This window comes from Prochlorococcus marinus subsp. marinus str. CCMP1375 (genome assembly GCF_000007925.1).
GTDB classification, from domain to species: Bacteria; Cyanobacteriota; Cyanobacteriia; order PCC-6307; family Cyanobiaceae; genus Prochlorococcus_E; species Prochlorococcus_E marinus.
This window is the reverse complement of sequence record NC_005042.1, coordinates 812,815-832,146: the sequence shown is the minus strand read 5'-3', so window position 1 is coordinate 832,146 and position 19,332 is coordinate 812,815. Positions and strand designations below refer to the sequence as shown.

The 19,332-nt window shown below is 33.9% G+C and carries 19 protein-coding genes; 7 read left to right on the top strand and 12 right to left on the bottom strand.

What is annotated here, in order from left to right:
- The first annotated feature begins 182 nt into the window (after positions 1–182).
- The gene (locus PRO_RS04485; protein WP_011125065.1) at positions 183–377 is read left to right on the top strand and encodes a hypothetical protein; all 195 of its coding nucleotides are present in this window, start codon (positions 183–185) and stop codon (positions 375–377) included.
- Between the two features lie 100 nt (positions 378–477).
- Positions 478–858 carry a hypothetical protein gene (locus PRO_RS04480; protein ID WP_011125064.1) on the top strand — a complete coding sequence of 127 codons (381 nt, stop codon included), beginning with the start codon at positions 478–480 and terminating at the stop codon, positions 856–858.
- Positions 859–1,217: 359 nt separating this feature from the next.
- Here the strand turns inward: PRO_RS04480 and PRO_RS04475 are convergent, their stop codons facing one another.
- The 8 genes from PRO_RS04475 to dapB all read right to left on the bottom strand — a co-directional run bounded on the left by PRO_RS04475 (position 1,218) and on the right by dapB (position 6,870).
- Complete coding sequence (locus PRO_RS04475; protein ID WP_011125063.1) at positions 1,218–1,532, bottom strand: thioredoxin family protein; 315 nt, start codon at positions 1,530–1,532, stop codon at positions 1,218–1,220.
- A gap of 619 nt (positions 1,533–2,151) precedes the next feature.
- Positions 2,152–2,502, bottom strand: coding sequence for a hypothetical protein (locus PRO_RS04470; RefSeq protein WP_011125062.1), 351 nt, complete (start codon positions 2,500–2,502; stop codon positions 2,152–2,154).
- Positions 2,503–2,581: 79 nt separating this feature from the next.
- Positions 2,582–3,175 (bottom strand): DUF4335 domain-containing protein, encoded by a 594-nt coding sequence (locus tag PRO_RS04465; protein WP_011125061.1) that lies wholly within the window; start codon positions 3,173–3,175, stop codon positions 2,582–2,584.
- 2 nt (positions 3,176–3,177) lie between these two features.
- Positions 3,178–3,783, bottom strand: a complete 606-nt coding sequence (locus PRO_RS04460) for a DUF3038 domain-containing protein (RefSeq protein WP_011125060.1) — start codon at positions 3,781–3,783, stop codon at positions 3,178–3,180.
- A gap of 164 nt (positions 3,784–3,947) precedes the next feature.
- Complete coding sequence (locus PRO_RS04455) at positions 3,948–4,136, bottom strand: DUF2949 domain-containing protein (RefSeq protein WP_225866408.1); 189 nt, start codon at positions 4,134–4,136, stop codon at positions 3,948–3,950.
- Positions 4,137–4,198: 62 nt separating this feature from the next.
- On the bottom strand, positions 4,199–5,314 hold the full coding sequence (locus PRO_RS04450) for an FAD-dependent monooxygenase (protein WP_011125058.1): 1,116 nt from the start codon (positions 5,312–5,314) through the stop codon (positions 4,199–4,201).
- Between the two features lie 61 nt (positions 5,315–5,375).
- Positions 5,376–6,023 (bottom strand): hypothetical protein, encoded by a 648-nt coding sequence (locus PRO_RS04445; RefSeq protein WP_011125057.1) that lies wholly within the window; start codon positions 6,021–6,023, stop codon positions 5,376–5,378.
- 16 nt (positions 6,024–6,039) lie between these two features.
- Entirely contained in the window at positions 6,040–6,870 is an 831-nt protein-coding gene (dapB, locus tag PRO_RS04440) for a 4-hydroxy-tetrahydrodipicolinate reductase (protein WP_011125056.1), read from the bottom strand.
- 137 nt (positions 6,871–7,007) lie between these two features.
- Here dapB and PRO_RS04435 point away from each other — a divergent pair, with 137 nt between their 5' ends.
- Positions 7,008–11,021 carry a magnesium chelatase subunit H gene (locus PRO_RS04435; RefSeq protein WP_011125055.1) on the top strand — a complete coding sequence of 1,338 codons (4,014 nt, stop codon included), beginning with the start codon at positions 7,008–7,010 and terminating at the stop codon, positions 11,019–11,021.
- Positions 11,022–11,041: 20 nt separating this feature from the next.
- Here the strand turns inward: PRO_RS04435 and folP are convergent, their stop codons facing one another.
- Genes folP through PRO_RS04420 form a run of 3 tightly spaced genes read right to left on the bottom strand, consistent with a single transcriptional unit; the run spans position 11,042 to position 12,830 of the window.
- Positions 11,042–11,899 carry a dihydropteroate synthase gene (folP, locus tag PRO_RS04430; protein WP_225866407.1) on the bottom strand — a complete coding sequence of 286 codons (858 nt, stop codon included), beginning with the start codon at positions 11,897–11,899 and terminating at the stop codon, positions 11,042–11,044.
- Positions 11,868–12,599 carry a triose-phosphate isomerase gene (gene tpiA / locus PRO_RS04425; protein ID WP_011125053.1) on the bottom strand — a complete coding sequence of 244 codons (732 nt, stop codon included), beginning with the start codon at positions 12,597–12,599 and terminating at the stop codon, positions 11,868–11,870. The genes folP and tpiA overlap by 32 nt, the downstream gene beginning before the upstream one ends.
- A gap of 15 nt (positions 12,600–12,614) precedes the next feature.
- The gene (locus tag PRO_RS04420; RefSeq protein WP_011125052.1) at positions 12,615–12,830 is read right to left on the bottom strand and encodes an RNA-binding S4 domain-containing protein; all 216 of its coding nucleotides are present in this window, start codon (positions 12,828–12,830) and stop codon (positions 12,615–12,617) included.
- Positions 12,831–12,848: 18 nt separating this feature from the next.
- Here PRO_RS04420 and PRO_RS04415 point away from each other — a divergent pair, with 18 nt between their 5' ends.
- On the top strand, positions 12,849–14,591 hold the full coding sequence (locus PRO_RS04415) for an ABC transporter ATP-binding protein (RefSeq protein WP_011125051.1): 1,743 nt from the start codon (positions 12,849–12,851) through the stop codon (positions 14,589–14,591).
- 74 nt (positions 14,592–14,665) lie between these two features.
- A complete protein-coding gene (locus PRO_RS04410) occupies positions 14,666–14,893 on the top strand; it encodes a DUF6447 family protein (protein ID WP_011125050.1) in 228 nt (75 codons plus the stop codon).
- 14 nt (positions 14,894–14,907) lie between these two features.
- Here the strand turns inward: PRO_RS04410 and carB are convergent, their stop codons facing one another.
- Positions 14,908–18,234, bottom strand: coding sequence for a carbamoyl-phosphate synthase large subunit (carB, locus tag PRO_RS04405; protein ID WP_011125049.1), 3,327 nt, complete (start codon positions 18,232–18,234; stop codon positions 14,908–14,910).
- A 122-nt stretch (positions 18,235–18,356) separates the two neighbouring features.
- On the opposite strand from carB, the gene PRO_RS04400 reads away from it, so the two are divergent.
- Entirely contained in the window at positions 18,357–18,992 is a 636-nt protein-coding gene (locus tag PRO_RS04400; RefSeq protein ID WP_011125048.1) for a DUF3318 domain-containing protein, read from the top strand.
- Positions 18,985–19,332: a ribosome silencing factor gene (gene rsfS, locus PRO_RS04395; RefSeq protein ID WP_011125047.1), complete on the top strand. Its 348-nt coding sequence runs from the start codon at positions 18,985–18,987 to the stop codon at positions 19,330–19,332. Before PRO_RS04400 ends, rsfS begins: the two co-directional genes overlap by 8 nt.

Sequence of the window (19,332 nt, the reverse complement as noted above, 5' to 3'; positions counted from 1 at the left end):
TAAAGCCCTCTTCCAAAGAAAGGAACCCAGATTTTTTTATAAGCTTTGTCTAATAAATTAAAAACCATTATGGTAATCCCTATATTTTCTCATGTTAGATCTTAAAATTAAAACATCCTAATGCTGTGTCAAGAATTTATAAAACAATTTATGATAAAATGAGACATCTATTTAATCTATAAATGGCTACAGCTAAAGAAAAGAAGGAAGAAGTAAAAGCGCAACTCAAAAAGTTACGTTCTGAGCTACGAACTATACACTTAGCAGTTACAGATGAACTGAAGCTACCTGAAGCTGACAATATCAAAGAGCTAATGAATCAAATGGAAGAGATGCTATTAGTTATTGACCCTAAGTCAAAAAAGAACAAGAAATAATACTGAACTATTTATTATCTTTATATAAACATATAATAGAATTTATAAAATTTCTACCAAATATGAATTAAGATTAGTGTAAATATTTTCCTAAACTTACATGTATAGAAAAAAAACTCTTTCAATATTAATATTATTAATATCTATTATAGGATCAGGATGTAATATTATTTCCAGAAAAGGTACATCAGAAAATGTCAAGCAACTAGGTACTGTAGAAATATCAATAACAGAAACAATTGAAGTAACTATTTCTTGTAATCAGAATAATATTCAAACATATCTTGATAAAGGATGGCAGATTGTAAGTTCTTCAATTACAGAAGTCCCATGTAGTTGGAAAACAACAAAAGCAAATAATAAATGTAATATTAAAACTGACAAGGGTTGCAGTATAATAGTTCCTGATATTATTGGAGAAAAGACAACATATATATTGAGTAAAAAAGTCAAAACCAACAAAAAAGCTACTAAAAAATGAGTTTTACAAAAAATCTGTATAAGCTGTTATCAATATTGCAAGCATTATTAAGCCATTTATAAACACAATATTAATTTTCTATCAAAAGCATTAAATGATTAATTTGGTAACATTTAAATAAAATGAAATATATATATGTAATATAGAATTTAAATGATGTAGTAAGAATGTTGAGCCAAATATCAAGTATGACGATTGGAAATCCAATATTTATGATAATAGTATTTGCTACTATTTGGTACTTACCAGGAATTATCCTAAGAAGGAGAAAGGATTTTATAGATTCTCAAAATAGTAAGAGATTACAAAAAGAAAGTATAGATAGGTTGTACCCCAAAAAAAAGTAAATTAATACGCTATTAGCTAATAGTTATAATACTGGTAAGTTGAGAGCGGAAATCTCCTTTTGACATACCACCTTTAATTTCGCCTAGAATACTAAAGTCCTCAGATGGATTACGTACTATTAGATAAGTAGGCCATCCCATCCCTTCCTTGTTGGGATATTTAGTTAAAAGAATCTTGCGATAAATTCTGTAAATATTAGTGTCCTGCATTGGAACGTCTATAAATTCAACGCCACATTCGTTACTTACTTTTTTATCATAATGGCTCATTCTGTGACATGTTCCACAATCCTCAGAACTGAACTTAATTACAAAAACATTCTCCATAAAAATTCATTGTGATATAAAAAGCATGATATTCAATTAATCGAAAGAAGCAAAGTTATCAAAATAAACTTTAATTATCTTAAATATGAGAGCCATTGTTGCAAGACTCCAATTATAGCTCCTGATAATAAAAGAAAGAATATAATAGCTGGAAAGAATATAGAACTATAATCAGCTATAGGCAGATGCATCAACAATAATATGAATCCAGAATAAACAGAATAACAGAAAGCAATAAGTAAAAATACTATTAAGGATAACTTGAGTGCAAAGTTTAGTCTCAGACTATTGACTCTACTTGATAGATAGTTATTACTATATAACAAAGGAAGTGTATAGAATGTAGTCGAAATTCCAGTTATAGTCCAAGTGCTTGAGTTATCGGAAAATAGTTTTATTGTATATATAAAAGCGATAGTAATATTCAGCCAAGCAAATGTAATTGAATACGGTTGTTTGTTCATTCCTATATTATGAAAATGGATTTATTTTAAAATTTTAATTATATAGCCTATTATTTTTTTAATGTTTGTAATTTCTTTTTATTTTTAATATATATTCATAGGGATATAACTATAGAGACCTTTTCAATAGACATATATCAATTATGTATATACTACTACTTAGTGAGTTTTCTCCTGTTAGTTATAATAGCAATTCTCCAAGTGCCTCCAACAATTAAAATCAGACTAAACAACATTAATATTATTACTATAATTGCTGTCCCAATACTTCCTAAGGCATTCAGCAACTCAATTGATGAGGAGAAAAGCTGATTCCATATTTGAGAGGAGATACGGCTAGCAATAAAGCCTTGAGGCAAGGTATTCAAAAAGACCATCATATTCACACCTATTATTAGCATTATCAATGCTTCTGCGAGAGTACGTTTCTGAGATTTATTTGATTTTCCTCTAAAGATAAAGACCTGGCCCTTTCGTCTGCTTTTTGAAGGTCTAGACAAATTCATTTCTATATTTATTTAACTTTTTTTTTAATTTTGAACTCCGAGAACTGTTTCGTCAAGCTTCCTGTCAAAAAAGATCCTGTCAATTAATAGAAATATTACTTTTGTGCTCTATAAGAGGTTCCTCTTGAATTATCCCTGAAAGACTCAAAAAGATTACAGATGAGATCATAATTAGGAACGAGCCAATAAATGGATGAACTAACCTGTTGAGAATATTTTTTTTACTTCTCCACTCACTATTTATTCTAGGCTTATTAATTGAATACACCCAATCAATAGCTATTTTCTTCTCGTGTATAACCTGATCTAGGCATTTAGTTAAATCGACCAATTCCGCATCATCTAAGAAAATAGTTAAGGGTTCAATATCTCTCTTTGTACTTATAAGCGTTAGCTTATTTTGCTTTTGATACCTTGAAATAGTTATAGTTTTTGATTCATCACTCACAGTCTTAAATATTCCAGAAATGCAGTAACTAGAATAGGTAAGAACGACATTTATAAGATTTTTCAGATGTTCTTTTTTACCATCTAAAGAGGCTATACCAATCAAATTTAATTTCCATGAAAGCAATATCCCCAATGTATTATTATCATGGCCAAGTGAATGATCAGGCAAACCATCTATTTCTATTCTTGCAATTCCTGATGTAAATATTAGATTTAATTTCATGTTTACAATCTTTGGGATAAAGGCTCGAAAATACTTGACGATAATCTCTCTAGACCACCCTTTCCAGAAGAGAGTGCCAAAGTGAAAAGTAGTTTCTTGTGAAAGCTATTAGAATCGGCAGAATATGACAAGTATTTTTTTACTGCTCCTCTACGAACATTCATTCTTTCATTGATCAATTGATCTAACCGTGAACTAAAGCTTGACCATCTGTTGTTATAATCAAATTGATTGCTATTGATTGATAAAAGTTCTCTAATCTGTGGGTGAAATTTTTCTGCCATATTTGAAAGTAAAACTACTAAAGCATCAAAAGATTCCTTAGTAATTGGTGCATTCCTAGTTGATTTTCTCATGGGATTATGACATCGTGATTTCCAAATCTCAACATAATTTGGAAAGGTTTTATCTAATTGAAGATTTCTAGAAGCAAAAGCTAAGGTCTGTGATGCATTGATATCAATAGCTTCTATCGCTAATAACAATAAATCAACCTTCTCTATTGCTCTTCGACTTTTAGCGGTTTGTAAACCCAGTAAATTCTGTCGAAAATAAGTCTTGGAATTGTAAGTAGACAAATCTGAAGTGCTAGTTGTTTTAGCTAACAACTAATTAATAGCAGAAATAATGGATTAAGCTAAGTATAGTGGTTAGTTTGTTCAAGAGCACATACATAGTGAGGGCTCTTTTCTGTGAAGTTCAATTGAGATATCCCTTAAATAACTCATTTAAACTAAATATAAAGGGTATTACTCCAATAGGAATAAACAATTCAATTATAAGGCTCATACTTATGGTTTTTTTCTATCCAGTCTAAGAGTGTCTGAAATTGTTCAAGGGTAATAAGTCCGAAACTAAGCAATATTACTGGAAGTGGTGCAGATTCTAATTGACTCTGTTTAATGCCTAAATCGATAGCATTGTCTGATAACTCGAATTCATGCTTAAGAAATAAATGCATGGCCCTAGAAGGGATCGGTTCTTTATGACTGGTATGTATCATACTATTTAAGTAATAAAAGATTATTTAAATATATGTGGAATGCCATCTGTCATCAAACTAAGTACTATCTTCCTAAATAATATAGATTTTCTTAAAATAGTAAATAAACTTAATTTGAAAACCTTAAGTATTATATTATTGCTTGAAAAGATCACTATAAGCATATGTGTTAAAAAGGAAGTTGTATAAATATCTATATACCTACAAATTTTATATTGTAATAAATTACTACTAGTTAATAAGTTCATAATATCATCTATATCTCTTATAGATAAATTAAGACCTTGTCCTCCTACTGGATGTAATGAATGCAAAGATTCACCTATAAGGAACCTATTATAATCTTGAAGCTTAATTGGAACATTTAAAGATAGACTAAACTTTTGTGGTTTATTGATAAGAGTATCTATTTCCATACCTATTGGTAAATATGTGGCAACTGTATCGAGGAAATGTGAGGTCGTTAAATTAAGTAAATAATCCGATTTTAATGGAGGCATGCTTAACACTATCTGATAAAGGTCATTAGCCATCGGGAGAATAGCCATAGGACCATCTTTGCGAAATATCTCATAGGCACGATGAGTAAAGGGTGTTCTTAGCAATGCCTTGAAAGTAATACACTCTTGATTATATTTAAATCGATAGCTCTTAAATTTCCATAGATCTCTATATCTTGAATTTGTACCATCTGCTGCAAAGGTATAGTCATATAAAGCATTAGCATCATTGTCTTTCGATGAGAATTTGATATTAATATTTGAAGATTTACTTATTTTATAAAATAAATATTCCATTAGCAACTTGTGGTCTAAAGTCCAACCTACTTCCTTGTAACTACTATTTAAATTTACAAGATCTTTGTTATATAGTACTAACCTTTGATTAACAGAGTAGTCTTCTAATGAAAGACTATCAAAGGGTATCATAAACTCATTTAAATCATCCCAAATTCCTATCCTCTGTAGCAGGCGTCTTGATGAGTGATTAATAGCATATGTTCTATCTCTAAGTAAAATTTGTTCTTTAGATTTAGCTTCGTAAATACTTACTGCATTAGAATTACCCACTAATGAAAGTGCTAATAAAGATCCTGAAGGACCGGCTCCTATAACTTTGATATGTAAATTGCTCATATTTATTTATAGAATATTTTATTTATTACGAAGGAGTATGCCACGCATAACATTATTATAACTAATTCCTTAATCTTAAAAAGCATAATTCCTCAAATGCTGGTTTTAAAAGAAATGGATACTCTCCTACCCACAATCTATTTCTAGGAAGCCATGCATCACTAATATTATTAATTGAAGTAAATTCTCTATTATTGCTAAAAACTATACATCTAATCTGAGATCCATTTTGAATAGACTGATGTTTATTATCTAGAGGAAAGTCAATTTTAGTTAAGTATCCATCTTCATCTCCAATTTCTAATATAAGCCATCTCCTTCTGTTCTCAATTAATTCTAATTCTCCTAATTTATTAGCTTGTTCATGACTATTTTCTACTCTTTCCTGAGTAAAAATGTCTATTACTTCCCCATCAAATAAAGCTGCAAATGGATAAGATCTAAGTTTTGAATTGATTCTACTCGCTTCTAAAATTGGTCCCCACAAAATATATAATAGAAACACAACAGCTAAAATAAGCCATAATGAATAAAACTGAGTTCTATCTAGACTTTGGCTAATTAAAAAAGTAACCACTCCTCCTATAGATGAGATTATTATCCTTTGCAGTATCTTCCTAGGGTTACCCAAAGCAGCTTGAAACTGATTACTTGTAGCAACTGAAGGTATAAGACGCTCGAGTTCTTTTGGTCGCAGTGGTATTAACATGCTTTATAACTAATAATCATAAGATTTTTTCTAAGCCGTAAACAAGTGATTTTAGATGTCTGACTTTTCTAATTGTATGCAAAACTCCAGGCATGTATGCAGATCTATCGATGGTGTTATGACTTAATAAATAAGTTTCGCCAGGTGAACCAAATAAAACTTGTTGCTGAGCAACAATTCCAGGAAGGCGAACTGAATGAAGACGAAGTCCACTTTCTCTTAGTCCTCCTCTTGATCCTTTTATTGATTCTTGTTCTTTGATAGTGGTTTTGTTAAAAGACTTGCCGATTTCTTCTATTATTTCTGCTGTTTTAATACAAGTACCACTTGGTGCATCTGCTTTTTGATTGTGATGAGATTCTGTTAATTCTGCATAATCATAGAAAGATGCTGCTGCTGCTGCTGCTTGCTGCAGTAGAACCATACCCACTGAAAAATTTGGGATTATTGCAGCTCCAATAGAGGCTTTGTTCGCAAATTCTCTAAGTTCTTCCAACTGAACAATGCTAAGTCCAGTTGTTCCAATTACAGGGTGAACGCCATAGGCTATAGACGCTCTCGAATGTTCATAAACAACATTTGGATGTGTAAAGTCAATGAGAACAGCATTACCAGATGAATTCCGCACTGACTGGCTGGCCACACATAAAGAACCCTCTAGATCTGCAGTTACAGCAACATCCATCTGATCCATTCCAAGAGCTGTTCCTATATCAACTCCTTCCATTTCATTAGCATTGTCTATAGCTGCGACAAGTTCACAATCATTTGACTTGTAAATAGCTTTGATAACTTCAGAACCCATTTTCCCTAGAGCTCCAGCAACAAGGACAGGTATTTTTTCCATTGGAGACGAATTGATAAACAAAATAATTTTCTTAATGATATGAACTCATAAAATCAGATGTAACAGCCATTAGTTAAAAGCCACAGTTAAGACACATATAAAAGTAGGCTTGGTGAAAATACCTATCTGATAAAGAGATGTTTACTCAGGTTCGCTCAGCAAATCGCAGAGTATTGCCTGTAGAGGGCCAAAGTCATAAATTCATAATGAAAATAGTCTATCTAGTCCTAGAACCTCAGTACCAAAACGCCTTAACCGAAGCAGCTAAAACCCTTAACCAACAAAATGGATATGTTGGCATTGATTTAAATGGATATCTAATTGAAGAACTTAGAGACTCAACAAATTATTCTGATTTCCAAGCAGATATTGAAAAAGCAGATGTTTTTATAGGCTCACTTATTTTCATAGAAGATTTAGCGCAAAAAGTTGTCGCTGCTGTTGAACCTCATAGAGACAAGTTAAAAGCTGCTGTAGTTTTCCCATCAATGCCAGAAGTAATGAGGCTTAACAAGCTTGGTTCTTTTTCAATGGCACAACTTGGCCAAAGTAAAAGCCTTATTGGCGATTTTATGAAAAAAAGAAAAGAGGCAGGTGGGGCAGGTTTTCAAGATTCGATGTTAAAGCTTCTAAATACACTTCCTTCAATTCTTAAATATCTTCCAGTAGAAAAAGCTCAGGATGCGAGGAATTTCATTCTCAGTTTTCAGTATTGGATCGGCGGTACTCCAGAAAATTTGAGAAACTTTTTTTTATTACTTGCTGATAAATATGTCATTGACAAAAATTCTGATAAATCTGAATTAGAAATTGAAGTTAAAGAACCAGAGGTTTTTCCTGATTTAGGAATTTGGCATCCATTGGCGCCTAAAATGTTCGAAGATATTAAAGAATACCGTAATTGGACAAAAAGCAGGAAGGATCTAAGCGATAAATCTCTGAAAGGTCCTGTTGTAGGACTTGTACTTCAAAGGAGTCATATAGTTACTGGAGATGATGCACATTATGTTGCTGTAATACAAGAACTCGAATATAGAGGAGCAACAGTTATTCCAATCTTCTGCGGTGGACTTGATTTTTCTAAGCCTGTTGAAGAATTTTTCTATGATCCAGAAGAAAATTCAACACCTTTAGTTGATGGAGTGGTTTCCCTGACAGGGTTTGCATTAGTTGGTGGTCCCGCAAGACAAGATCATCCAAAAGCAATTGAATCACTTAAGAAATTAAACCGGCCATACATGGTTGCTTTACCCCTTGTATTTCAAACAACACAAGAATGGGAAGGTAGCGATCTTGGTTTACATCCAGTTCAAGTGGCACTTCAAATTGCCATACCAGAATTAGATGGAGCTATCGAGCCAATTGTTTTATCAGGAAGGGATGATGCAACTGGTAAGGCTCATACTCTCCAAGACAGAGTAGATGCTATAGCAGAGCGAGCTATCAAATGGTCCTCTTTAAGAATCAAACCCAGAAAGTCTAAGAAACTAGCAATAACAGTTTTTAGTTTTCCTCCTGATAAAGGAAATGTTGGAACTGCTGCCTACCTCAATGTATTTGGCTCAATTCATAGAGTCCTGCAAGAAATGCAATTAAAAGGATATGAAATTAAGGATTTACCAAAAGATGCAAAAGGTTTGATGGGAAGATTAATAAATGACCCTGAAGCTCTAGAAGGTTCTCCAGAACTAACTATTGCTCATCGAATGAGCGTAAATGAATATGAAAAACTAACTCCTTATTCAGAAAGATTAGAAGAAAACTGGGGGAAACCTCCTGGCAATCTAAATAGTGATGGACAAAACCTACTTATATATGGATGTCATTTCGGGAATGTATTTGTAGGAGTTCAGCCAACATTTGGTTATGAAGGTGATCCAATGAGATTGCTCTACTCAAAAAGCGCCAGTCCTCATCATGGATTTGCCGCATATTATACCTATCTAGAAAAAGTATGGGAAGCTGATGCAGTGCTTCATTTTGGAACTCATGGATCACTAGAATTCATGCCCGGCAAGCAAATGGGGATGAGTGAAACATGCTATCCAGACTCACTAATAGGTGGATTGCCTAATCTTTATTATTACGCTGCAAACAATCCTTCTGAAGCGACAATTGCTAAACGACGAGGATATGCTTCAACCATTAGCTATTTAACACCTCCTGCAGAAAACGCAGGTCTATATAAAGGTTTAAAAGAATTAAGTGAATTAGTGGGTTCCTATCAACAACTTAGAGAAAGTGGAAGAGGTATTCAAATAGTAAATGCAATTATAGAGACATCTAAAAAATGCAATCTTGATAAAGACGTCAAATTACCAGAAACTGAAGCTTCTGCTCTTGATCTAGAAGAAAGGGATTCAATAGTAGGTGCAATATATGGACAACTTATGGAAATAGAAAGCCGTTTACTACCATGCGGACTTCATACAATAGGAATGCCCCCTACTGCAGAAGAAGCAATAGCAAGTTTAGTAAGCATTGCAGCACTTGAAAGAGAGCAAGAAAAGATAAGATCCCTTCCAGGATTACTTGCTGAAGCTATTGGCAAAGATATAGAAGAAATATATAAAGGTAATAATAAAGGTGAACTAAAGTATGTCGAACTAAATAAACAAATAACAGATACATCAAGAGAAGCAGTTAGAGCTCTTGTCCTTTCCCTTACTGGAACCAATGGGAGAGTTAATCTTAAGAAGAGTTTATTTACTAGAATAATTGAATTTATAAAAAGATTAGGATTTAATCTGCCTTCTCCATGGTTTAGCAAATGCATTAAAAATGGTTATAAGAATATAAATATAAAAGAGTTAGATACACTTTTTGAATATCTACGATTCTGTCTTAATCAGATATGCGCAGATAAAGAAATGGATAGCTTACTTAGGGCTTTAGATGGAGACTATGTTTTGCCCGGACCTGGTGGCGACCCAATTAGAAATCCAAACGTACTACCAAGTGGAAAAAACATACATGCCCTTGATCCACAATCAATCCCAACAGTTGCTGCTGTAGCTTCAGCCAAAGGAGTAGTTGATAAATTAATAGAGAAACAAAAGGAAGAACAAGGAACTTGGCCAGAAACTATTGCTTGTGTCCTTTGGGGTACAGACAACATTAAAACCTATGGGGAATCGCTTGCTCAAATATTGTGGTTTGTTGGAGTAAAGCCCAAACCAGACTCTGTTGGTAGAGTAAATAAATTAGAATTGATCCCCCTTGAAGAGCTTGGAAGACCACGAATCGATGTCGTAGTTAATTGTTCAGGTGTATTTAGAGATTTATTTATTAATCAAATGGCCTTAATAGATCAAGCTGTAAAGATGGCAGCTGAAGCAAATGAACCTATAGAAGATAATTTTGTAAGAAAACATTCACTACAGCAATCTGAATCAGAAGGAATCTCACTAAGAGAAGCCTCTTGTAGAGTTTTTTCTAATTCAAGTGGAAGTTATAGCTCAAACGTTAATTTAGCTGTAGAGAATTCCACATGGGAAGAAGAAAATGAGCTGCAAGAGATGTATTTATCAAGGAAAACATATGCATTTGATGCTGATAATCCAGGTGAAATGAATCAGAATAGAGAGGTATTTGAATCTGTTATGAAAACAGCAGATGTAACTTTCCAAAATCTTGATTCATCGGAAATATCTCTTACTGATGTAAGTCATTACTTTGATTCAGACCCCACAAACTTAATTTCAAAATTAAGAGATGATGGGAAAAAACCTAATAGTTATATTGCTGATACGACTACAGCAAATGCTCAAGTCAGATCACTAAGCGAAACAATTAGACTTGACTCAAGAACAAAGTTACTAAATCCAAAGTGGTATGAAGGAATGCTCAATTCAGGTTATGAAGGTGTTAGAGAAGTTTCTAATAGATTAAATTACACATTAGGTTGGAGCGCAACTAGTGGACAGGTTGATAATTTTGTATATGAAGAATCTAATGAAACCTTTATAAATGATCCAGAGATGAGGAAAAGACTAATGGAGCTAAATCCACATAGTTTTCGTAGAATTGTTGGAACACTCTTAGAAGTTAATGGTAGAGGATATTGGGATACTTCAGAAGAAAATATTGATAGATTAAAAGAGCTCTACCAAGAAGTAGAAGACAAAATTGAAGGTGTTGATACAGATTAATGTCTATTTATAATAAGGGATTAAAATGGCCATAAACTTGTAGCCATTTTTATTGTTTGATTGATTTCTTTAATATCGTGAACTCTAATAATATCTACCTTAGCTTGAACACATCTGCAAGTTACTGCTGCTGTACCAAAGATTCTTTTCCTTGCATCTGGCTCATTAATGACATGTCCTATAAACCTTTTCCTGGAAGGGCCTACAAGAACGGGGTATTGGCTATCTGTAAATTTCTCAAGGTTCGATAACAAAGTTAAATTATGGATGTTGTTCTTGGCAAAGCCAAGTCCAGGATCAATTAAAATTAATTTATTAGAAATGCCTGCGGCAAGTGCTTCTTCTACATTTTGCATAAGTTCCATATAAACTTCTTCAACAACATCATTATAAAAAGCATAATTATTCATATCAAAACTATTACCCCTACTATGTGTAATTACATAAGGACAATTAGAACTTGCAACAACATTTCGTATTTTTGGATCTAAACGACCTCCGCTAATGTCATTTATCCAATCTACACCAATTTCTATAACTTCTTTAGCAACTTTTGAATAAAATGTATCAACAGAAATCAATATATTTGGAAAGTTTTTACGTAATAATTTTAACATCGGCATTATTCTTTGAAGCTCTTTCTCTGGTGAAATAGTCTTTGCTCCTGGCCTAGTACTTTGTCCTCCAACATCTATTACATCAACACCAGCAGCTATACATTCAGAAGCTTTTTTATATGCTTCTAATGGCTCAAGGTATTCACCTCCATCACTAAATGAATCGGGAGTAACGTTAATTACTCCCATAATTTTGGTATTGCCTCTCCAACCTTTAGGCCAAGGTCTATTAAATTGATTGGTAATTTGCAATTCGAGCAAAATTTTCAGGGTCAAGAGAAGCTCCTCCAACCAAAACACCATCGATATCACTCATTGACATGATTTCATCAATGTTGGCCGGTTTTACAGAGCCTCCGTATTGGATAATTAAATCAGAGAATCCTGCCCATTCACGAATCAAGCCACATATACGATTAGCTTCATTTGATTCACAAGTTTTACCTGTTCCAATAGCCCAAATAGGTTCATAGGCAATTACGAGTTTCGTTAAATCTGTTTGTTCTAATCCTTGCTCTACTTGTCTTCTGATAACTCTTTCTGCTTCTCCCCTCTCTCTTTGTTCAATACTTTCACCTACGCAAACAATTGGTATTAAGCCATTTGATTGAGCTGATCTAGCTCTAAGATTTATTTGTTCGTCACTCTCACTGAAATATTTTCGTGGTTCGCTATGCCCAACAATTGCATAACGTACATCATGTTCTAAAAGCATAGATGGAGAAATTTCTGCCGTAAAAGCACCTGTATCCTCCCAATGAACATTCTGACTGGAAAGTTGAATATTTGTACCCTGCAAAAGTGAAGCTAAAGTTGAGATAGCAGTAAAAGGGGGAGCAATAACAACATGACGATCTGATGGGAACTCCTTAGAAAAGGGAATAAATTTGTCGATATATTCCTTTGCAGAAGAGCATGTCATATGCATCTTCCAGTTACCAGCAATAACAGTTTTCCTCACTCGTTACCTCATTAACTAATCGCTATTCTCTAACTTACGGCCTGATGGTTCATTCTTTGAAAAGATGTACTCTTTCTTTGCTAAGCAGACAATGTCTCCCACAACAAGCTTCCTGCCTCGTTTTGTCTCGGTGATGCCATTTACACTTACTAGTCCTGAAATTATCAGGTGCTTAGCTTGACCTCCAGACTCAACCAAACCAAGCCATTTTAAGAATTGATCCAATTTCATAAAAATACTTCTAAGCAAATGATTCCAAGCTCTAAATCTAGCTTCAGGAAACTAATCCCTAATTTAGTTCCCTATTTGAAAGAATTAGCAACTGGTGCAATATTTATGCTTATATATGTAGTCTGCTGGCCAATACTCGCATGGCTTGCTGGTCGATTAATTCCAGCAATAGGTGAAGGTAATCTTGATGTCGTATTAAAAATAATTGGGGAAGCTTTAATTGTATTTTTAGTCCAAAAGTTATCTCAATATATTCAAGATACTGTCCTAGCTAAACCAGCACTTAAGATTAGTCAAGATATTAGAGAAGATCTGTTTAGTAAATTACAAGGAATAGAGATTGAATCACTTCAAAAACTATCTTCAGGAGATATTACATATCGGCTAACTGAAGATGCAGATCGAGTTGGAGAAGTCATTTACAAGACAGTTCAAGATACTGTTCCTTGCATTTTTCAGTTGATAGCTGTAATAGGTTATATGGTGTATTTAGATATTAATCTTGCATTAGCAACATTATTTCTAGCTCCAATGATATCATTTTTAGTTGGTAAGTTTGGAGAGAAGGTATTGCAGACAGAGGAAAGGAGCCAAGAAAGAATTAGTAATCTTGCAAGTTTATTAGCAGAAACTATTCAAATAATACCACTAATTAGAGCTTATGGAGCAGAACATTGGATACAAAAAAGGTTTAACGAAGAAGTTGATTTGCATCGAAATGCTAAATACAAAGCATTAAAGCAACTGGCTCTTCAACATCCAGTAATAGGTTTTATTGAAGCATTTGGCATTCTAGTTGTTTTAGCGATTGGCGCTCTTAGAATTCAAGCAGGAGCAATAGATGGTCAAGGTTTTAGTAGTTTCTTTGCTGCATTATTAATGTTAATCGATCCAATAAGTCATTTAACTACAAATTTCAATGAACTTCAACAAGGTAAAGCATCACTAAGAAGATTGAAAGATATAGAAAGGGCACCAAGAGAAAAATCGTCAGACCTTACTCCCATTAAAACTACAACAAACAAAGGTGAGATCATCATAGATAACTTGTCCTTTTCTTATAAAGATGGAAATACAGTAATTAGCAATTTAAATTTAAAGATTGAGCCCGGCAATAAAGTAGCACTTGTAGGACCATCAGGTGCTGGTAAAAGTACAATATTTTCTCTTCTTCTCAAATTTCTAGTTCCTCAGAGAGGAGCAATATTCATAGATGGGAATAATATAGCCTTAACAAATTCTCGTGATGTTAGAAGTTTAATGGCTATTGTCCCTCAAAAGGTCAATATATTGTCAGGAACTATATTAGAAAGCATACGTTTTGGTAGAGAATCAACAAAGGATCAGGTAATAAATGCAGCAAAAATAGCAAATGCGCATGATTTCATAATGAATATGCCTGAACAATACGATACCTATATAGAAGAAAGTGGCACCAACTTGTCTGGTGGTCAGCTACAAAGAATATCCATAGCTAGAGCATTACTTGATAACCCATCAATATTATTATTGGACGAAGCTACAAGTGCACTAGATGCGGATGCTGAAAGATCTGTTCAAATGGCCCTAAACCAAGCCATGAAAAATAGAACAGTATTAATAATAGCTCACCGCTTATCTACAACTCAAGAAGCAGATAATATTATTCTATTGGAACAAGGTAGAGTTAAAGAAATAGGCAGCCATGATGAACTAATGAACAAAAATGGAAAATATAGAGAGTTATGCGAAAAGCAATTTATTAGGAATATAAAGGAATAAATAATATCATTTATTCCAAAAAGGATTGCGAAAAGTAATATCAAAGTTAAAATTAGATATCAAGATTTTATTTTATGTCTAATTACTCAAATGAACAGCCAGAACCTATTCTTACTTTCGATGGGAAAAGATACAATATAAATAATTTGCCTAATGAATTAAAAGAAATCGTCAAAGGTTTACAAATATCTGATAATCAATTACGTCTTTATGAAGATACTTTAAAAGTACTTGCAATCGGCAGACAATCATTAGCAAAACAACTTAATGAAAAGCTTAAAGATATAGATCCAATCCCCTAAAATAAATATAGAGTCTATCCATGAAAAGTAACCAATGAATGAATATCTTGTAGTGCGGTAACAGATATAGGCTCATTTTGTAAGGCGCAAATTCCTTCTACTGCTGCTCTTGCTCCAGCTAAAGTAGTAAGAGTTGGTACTGAATAATCTAAAGCTGCTCTTCTAAGATATTTATCATCATATATTGCTTGTCTTCCTATAGGAGTATTTATAATTAATTGAATTTGGCCTGAACGAATAACGTCCTCAATGTTAGGTCTGCCTTCGTGAACTTTAAGAACTGAGCTGACATCAATTCCCGCATTTGAGATAACTTCTGCAGTTCCAGAAGTTGCAATCAAACCAAACCCTAAATCCACAAGGCGACGTGCAATTGGAATTAATGCTGGCTTGTCTCGATTGTGAGTTGAAAGAAAAACTATTCCTTTTGTAGGCAAAGCTTCTCCAGCTGCAAGTTCTGATTTTGCGTAGGCCATACCAAAATTTTTAGCCGATGACATCACTTCCCCAGTTGAGCGCATTTCTGGACCTAGAACGCTATCTGATCCAGGAAATCTACGAAAGGGCATTACAGCCTCTTTTATAGTTTGTAGGGGAGGTACTGGCTCATTCAATATCCCAATTTGATGAAGAGTTTTCCCTATCAGAAGACTGGTAGCCAAACGAGCCAAAGGCCATCCAATAGCTTTTGAAACAAAAGGAATAGTTCGGGAGGCTCTCGGATTAGCTTCGATTATGAATACTTTCTCTTCGCCATTGTCATCTCTTTGTACTGCAAATTGAAGATTAATAAGACCTATTACATTCAGTGACTTCGCTAAAGAATTAGTCCATTCCTTAATTGTTTTAATTGAAGAGTCAGAAAGTGAAATGGATGGAAGGCAACATGCTGAATCTCCCGAATGTATGCCCGCTGGTTCTATATGCTCCATAAGCCCTGCTATAACAACATTACCAAATGAATCTGATAAGGCATCAACATCAACTTCTATAGCATTTTCCAAATACTCATCAATCAAAACAGGGTGGTCAGGCTCTACTTTTACAGCTTTATTCATGTAAGTCTTCAATTCCTGAGAGTCATAAACAATTTCCATGGCTCGTCCACCTAAAACGTATGAAGGTCGAACCACTAAAGGGTATGAAATTCTATTGGCTATTTTTTCTGCTTCAGAAATAGATCTTGCTATTCCATTCGAAGGTTGACGAACTCTTAATTCTCTTAAAATATGTTCAAATTGTTCTCTATCCTCAGCCTGATCTATTGATTTAGGTGATGTACCAAATATTTTAGAACCAGACATTTTACCTTCTTTAGTATCTAACCAATTAAGAATTGGCATTGCTAGTTTCAAGGGAGTCTGACCTCCAAATTGTACAATTATACCTTCAGGATTCTCAAGTTCAATTACATTTAAAACATCTTCAAAAGTAAGTGGCTCAAAATAAAGGCTGTCACTTGTATCATAATCAGTAGAAACCGTTTCAGGGTTACTATTCAACATAATTGTCTGAAAACCTTCTTTCTGAAGCTGGAAAGAAGAATGACAACAACAGTAGTCAAATTCTATTCCTTGACCTATACGATTAGGTCCTCCTCCAAGTATTAGAATTTTCCTGTATTGATTTTGAATAACTTCATTAGCAGAAGACTTATTTATTAAACTACCATCTTTAATAATTTCTTTAAAAGTTCTTTCATAAGTAGAATAATGGTAAGGTGTATTTGATTCAAACTCTGATGAACATGTATCTACTGTTTTATAAACTGGTTTTATATTTAGATCCTTCCTGAAAGAACGTACTCGTAATTCATCTTCACCAACTAAAAATCCTATTTGTGAATCAGAGAATCCTAATTTCTTTAATTCAAACATAGAGTCATAATCTAAATCTAGAATGGTTTTACCTAGTAGTTTGTTATTTTCTGCTTCCATTATATTTCGAAGCTTTGATAAAAACCATATATCAATATTAGAAAGGGAGTTAATATATTGATCACTCTTACCATGATACATAGCCATCTTTATCGCCATTAATCTATCTGGCGATGGTACTCGCAATAACCTATCTATATCTTTAAGGCTAATGTTTATATTTTCACAATCATAAGACCATCCTGATAAACCTATTTCTAAAGATCTTAGTGCTTTTTGAAAAGACTCCTCGAAACTCCTACCTATTGCCATAACTTCTCCAACTGATTTCATAGAAGTAGTTAAGATAGGAGGACTTCCACTAAACTTTTCAAAGGCAAACCTGGGTATTTTGGTAACAATGTAATCAATAGTTGGCTCAAAACAACAAGGGGTTTTACCAGTAATATCATTCAAAATTTCATCAAGTCTATAACCAATTGCCAAAAGTGCTGCAATCTTTGCTATGGGAAACCCAGTAGCTTTACTTGCTAGCGCTGAAGACCTACTAACTCTTGGATTCATCTCTATAACAACAACCTCTCCATCAACTGGATTAACCGCAAATTGAACATTACTACCTCCTGTTTCTACTCCTATTTCTCTAATAATCTTTATAGATTGATCTCTTAATCTCTGATACTCACGGTCAGTTAAGGTTTGAGCAGGCGCAATTGTAATCGAATCTCCTGTATGTATTCCCATTGGATCTATGTTTTCTATGCTGCAAATAATCACAACATTATCTACATTATCCCGCATTACTTCTAACTCAAATTCTTTCCAACCTAAGAGGGATTTTTCTATTAGTATTTGAGAGGCTGGACTTGCCTCTAAGCCAGACTTACATATCGATATAAATTCTTCTTGATTATAAGCAATCCCACCACCACTTCCACCTAGGGTAAAGGCAGGTCTAATAATTCTTGGGAAACTTTCTATATTTGAACCAACATTTATTGCCTCTTCAATATTACAAGCTATGCCAGAAGGACATACATTCACACCTATCTTCTCCATCGAATTTTTGAATAGTTGTCTATCCTCAGCTTTATTAATTGACTCTAAATCAGCACCAATAAGTTCAATCTTGAATTTACGGAGTATGCCTTTTTCTGCAAGATCAACTGCTGCATTAAGGGCTGTTTGACCTCCCATTGTTGGCAACAGAGCATCTGGTTTCTCCAATTCAATTATTTTCGTAATAACTTCTGTAGTTAAAGGTTCAATGTAAGTCCTGTCTGCCATTTCAGGATCAGTCATTATAGAAGCAGGATTAGAGTTGATTAAAACAACTTCAAACCCTTCTTTTTTAAGTGCCTTGCAGGCCTGTGTCCCTGAATAATCAAATTCACAAGCTTGGCCTATGACAATAGGTCCAGAGCCTAGAATTAATATGCGACGTATATCGTTACGTCGTGGCATTGGTTTTAATAATTTGTTCTGAGTTTCAGTTCGCTTCTATAGATGCTGATAAGAGTCAGCTAACCAAGTAGCTACTAACATTCAAATACTAGCTAAGTTGTTTAAATTGAAAAGCAGAAACTATGAGTGAGCTTCAGCGCCTAAAAGGGCTATTACCTCCAGAAAACCAAAGCTGGGTTTTCATTGAAACTGCTGCTGCAATAGACCCTCCGCTTATAGATCTTGAGGAAATTGGAAGTGACGAAGTTGAAATTCAGATAGATATTGAACAATGGGACAACTTGGCTCTTGACCATAGGAACCTACTTTTCTGGCATGAAGTAGGCAGAATTCAAAACGATACCATCCCTAGAGATGGATGGGAGATGGCAGCTCTTGCAATAGGACTTGGAGGAGCTATCGGAGAACTATGGGTACAAGATGGACTATTACTTCTTTTAGCATTAGGTCTATCTGGCTTTGCTGGGTACAGGCTGTATTTGAAAAATAATTCCGAAAAAAGACTTCAAGATGCAATATCAGCAGATGAAAGGGCTATTGACCTAGCATGTAGATTTGGTTACAGCGTACCAAATGCATATAAAAGCCTTGGTGGCGCCTTAAAAGAGCTTATAGAAAATACTAGAAAAAAGAAAAGAAGAAGCTTTTATGAAAATCGCTTAGAAGCACTTAGAAAAAGTGCCGAAAGAGCAAGAGCAGAAATGGCTGAGCAACAAGGTTCAAAACAATCAATAACAAGTGAAAATGTATATGGATAGTCAAAAAGTCATAGAACTAGCTGCAAAAGCTGCAGATGATCTTAAAGCAATAGATATACAAATAATTCAAATAGATAAAGTATCAAGTATTGCAGATTGGATCCTAATTACAGAAGGTCTTTCTGATGTTCAAGTAAGGTCAATTATAAATTCAATAGAAGATAGGCTAAACAAAAAAGCCAATATTATTCCACTTAGGAAGGAAGGAGTAAATGAAGGTAAATGGGCTCTTTTAGATTACGGAGATATTATCATCAATGTTTTCCAACCTAATGAAAGAAAATTTTATGAATTAGAGTCATTTTGGAGCAATGGAACTCTATATAAATACTCAAACTAG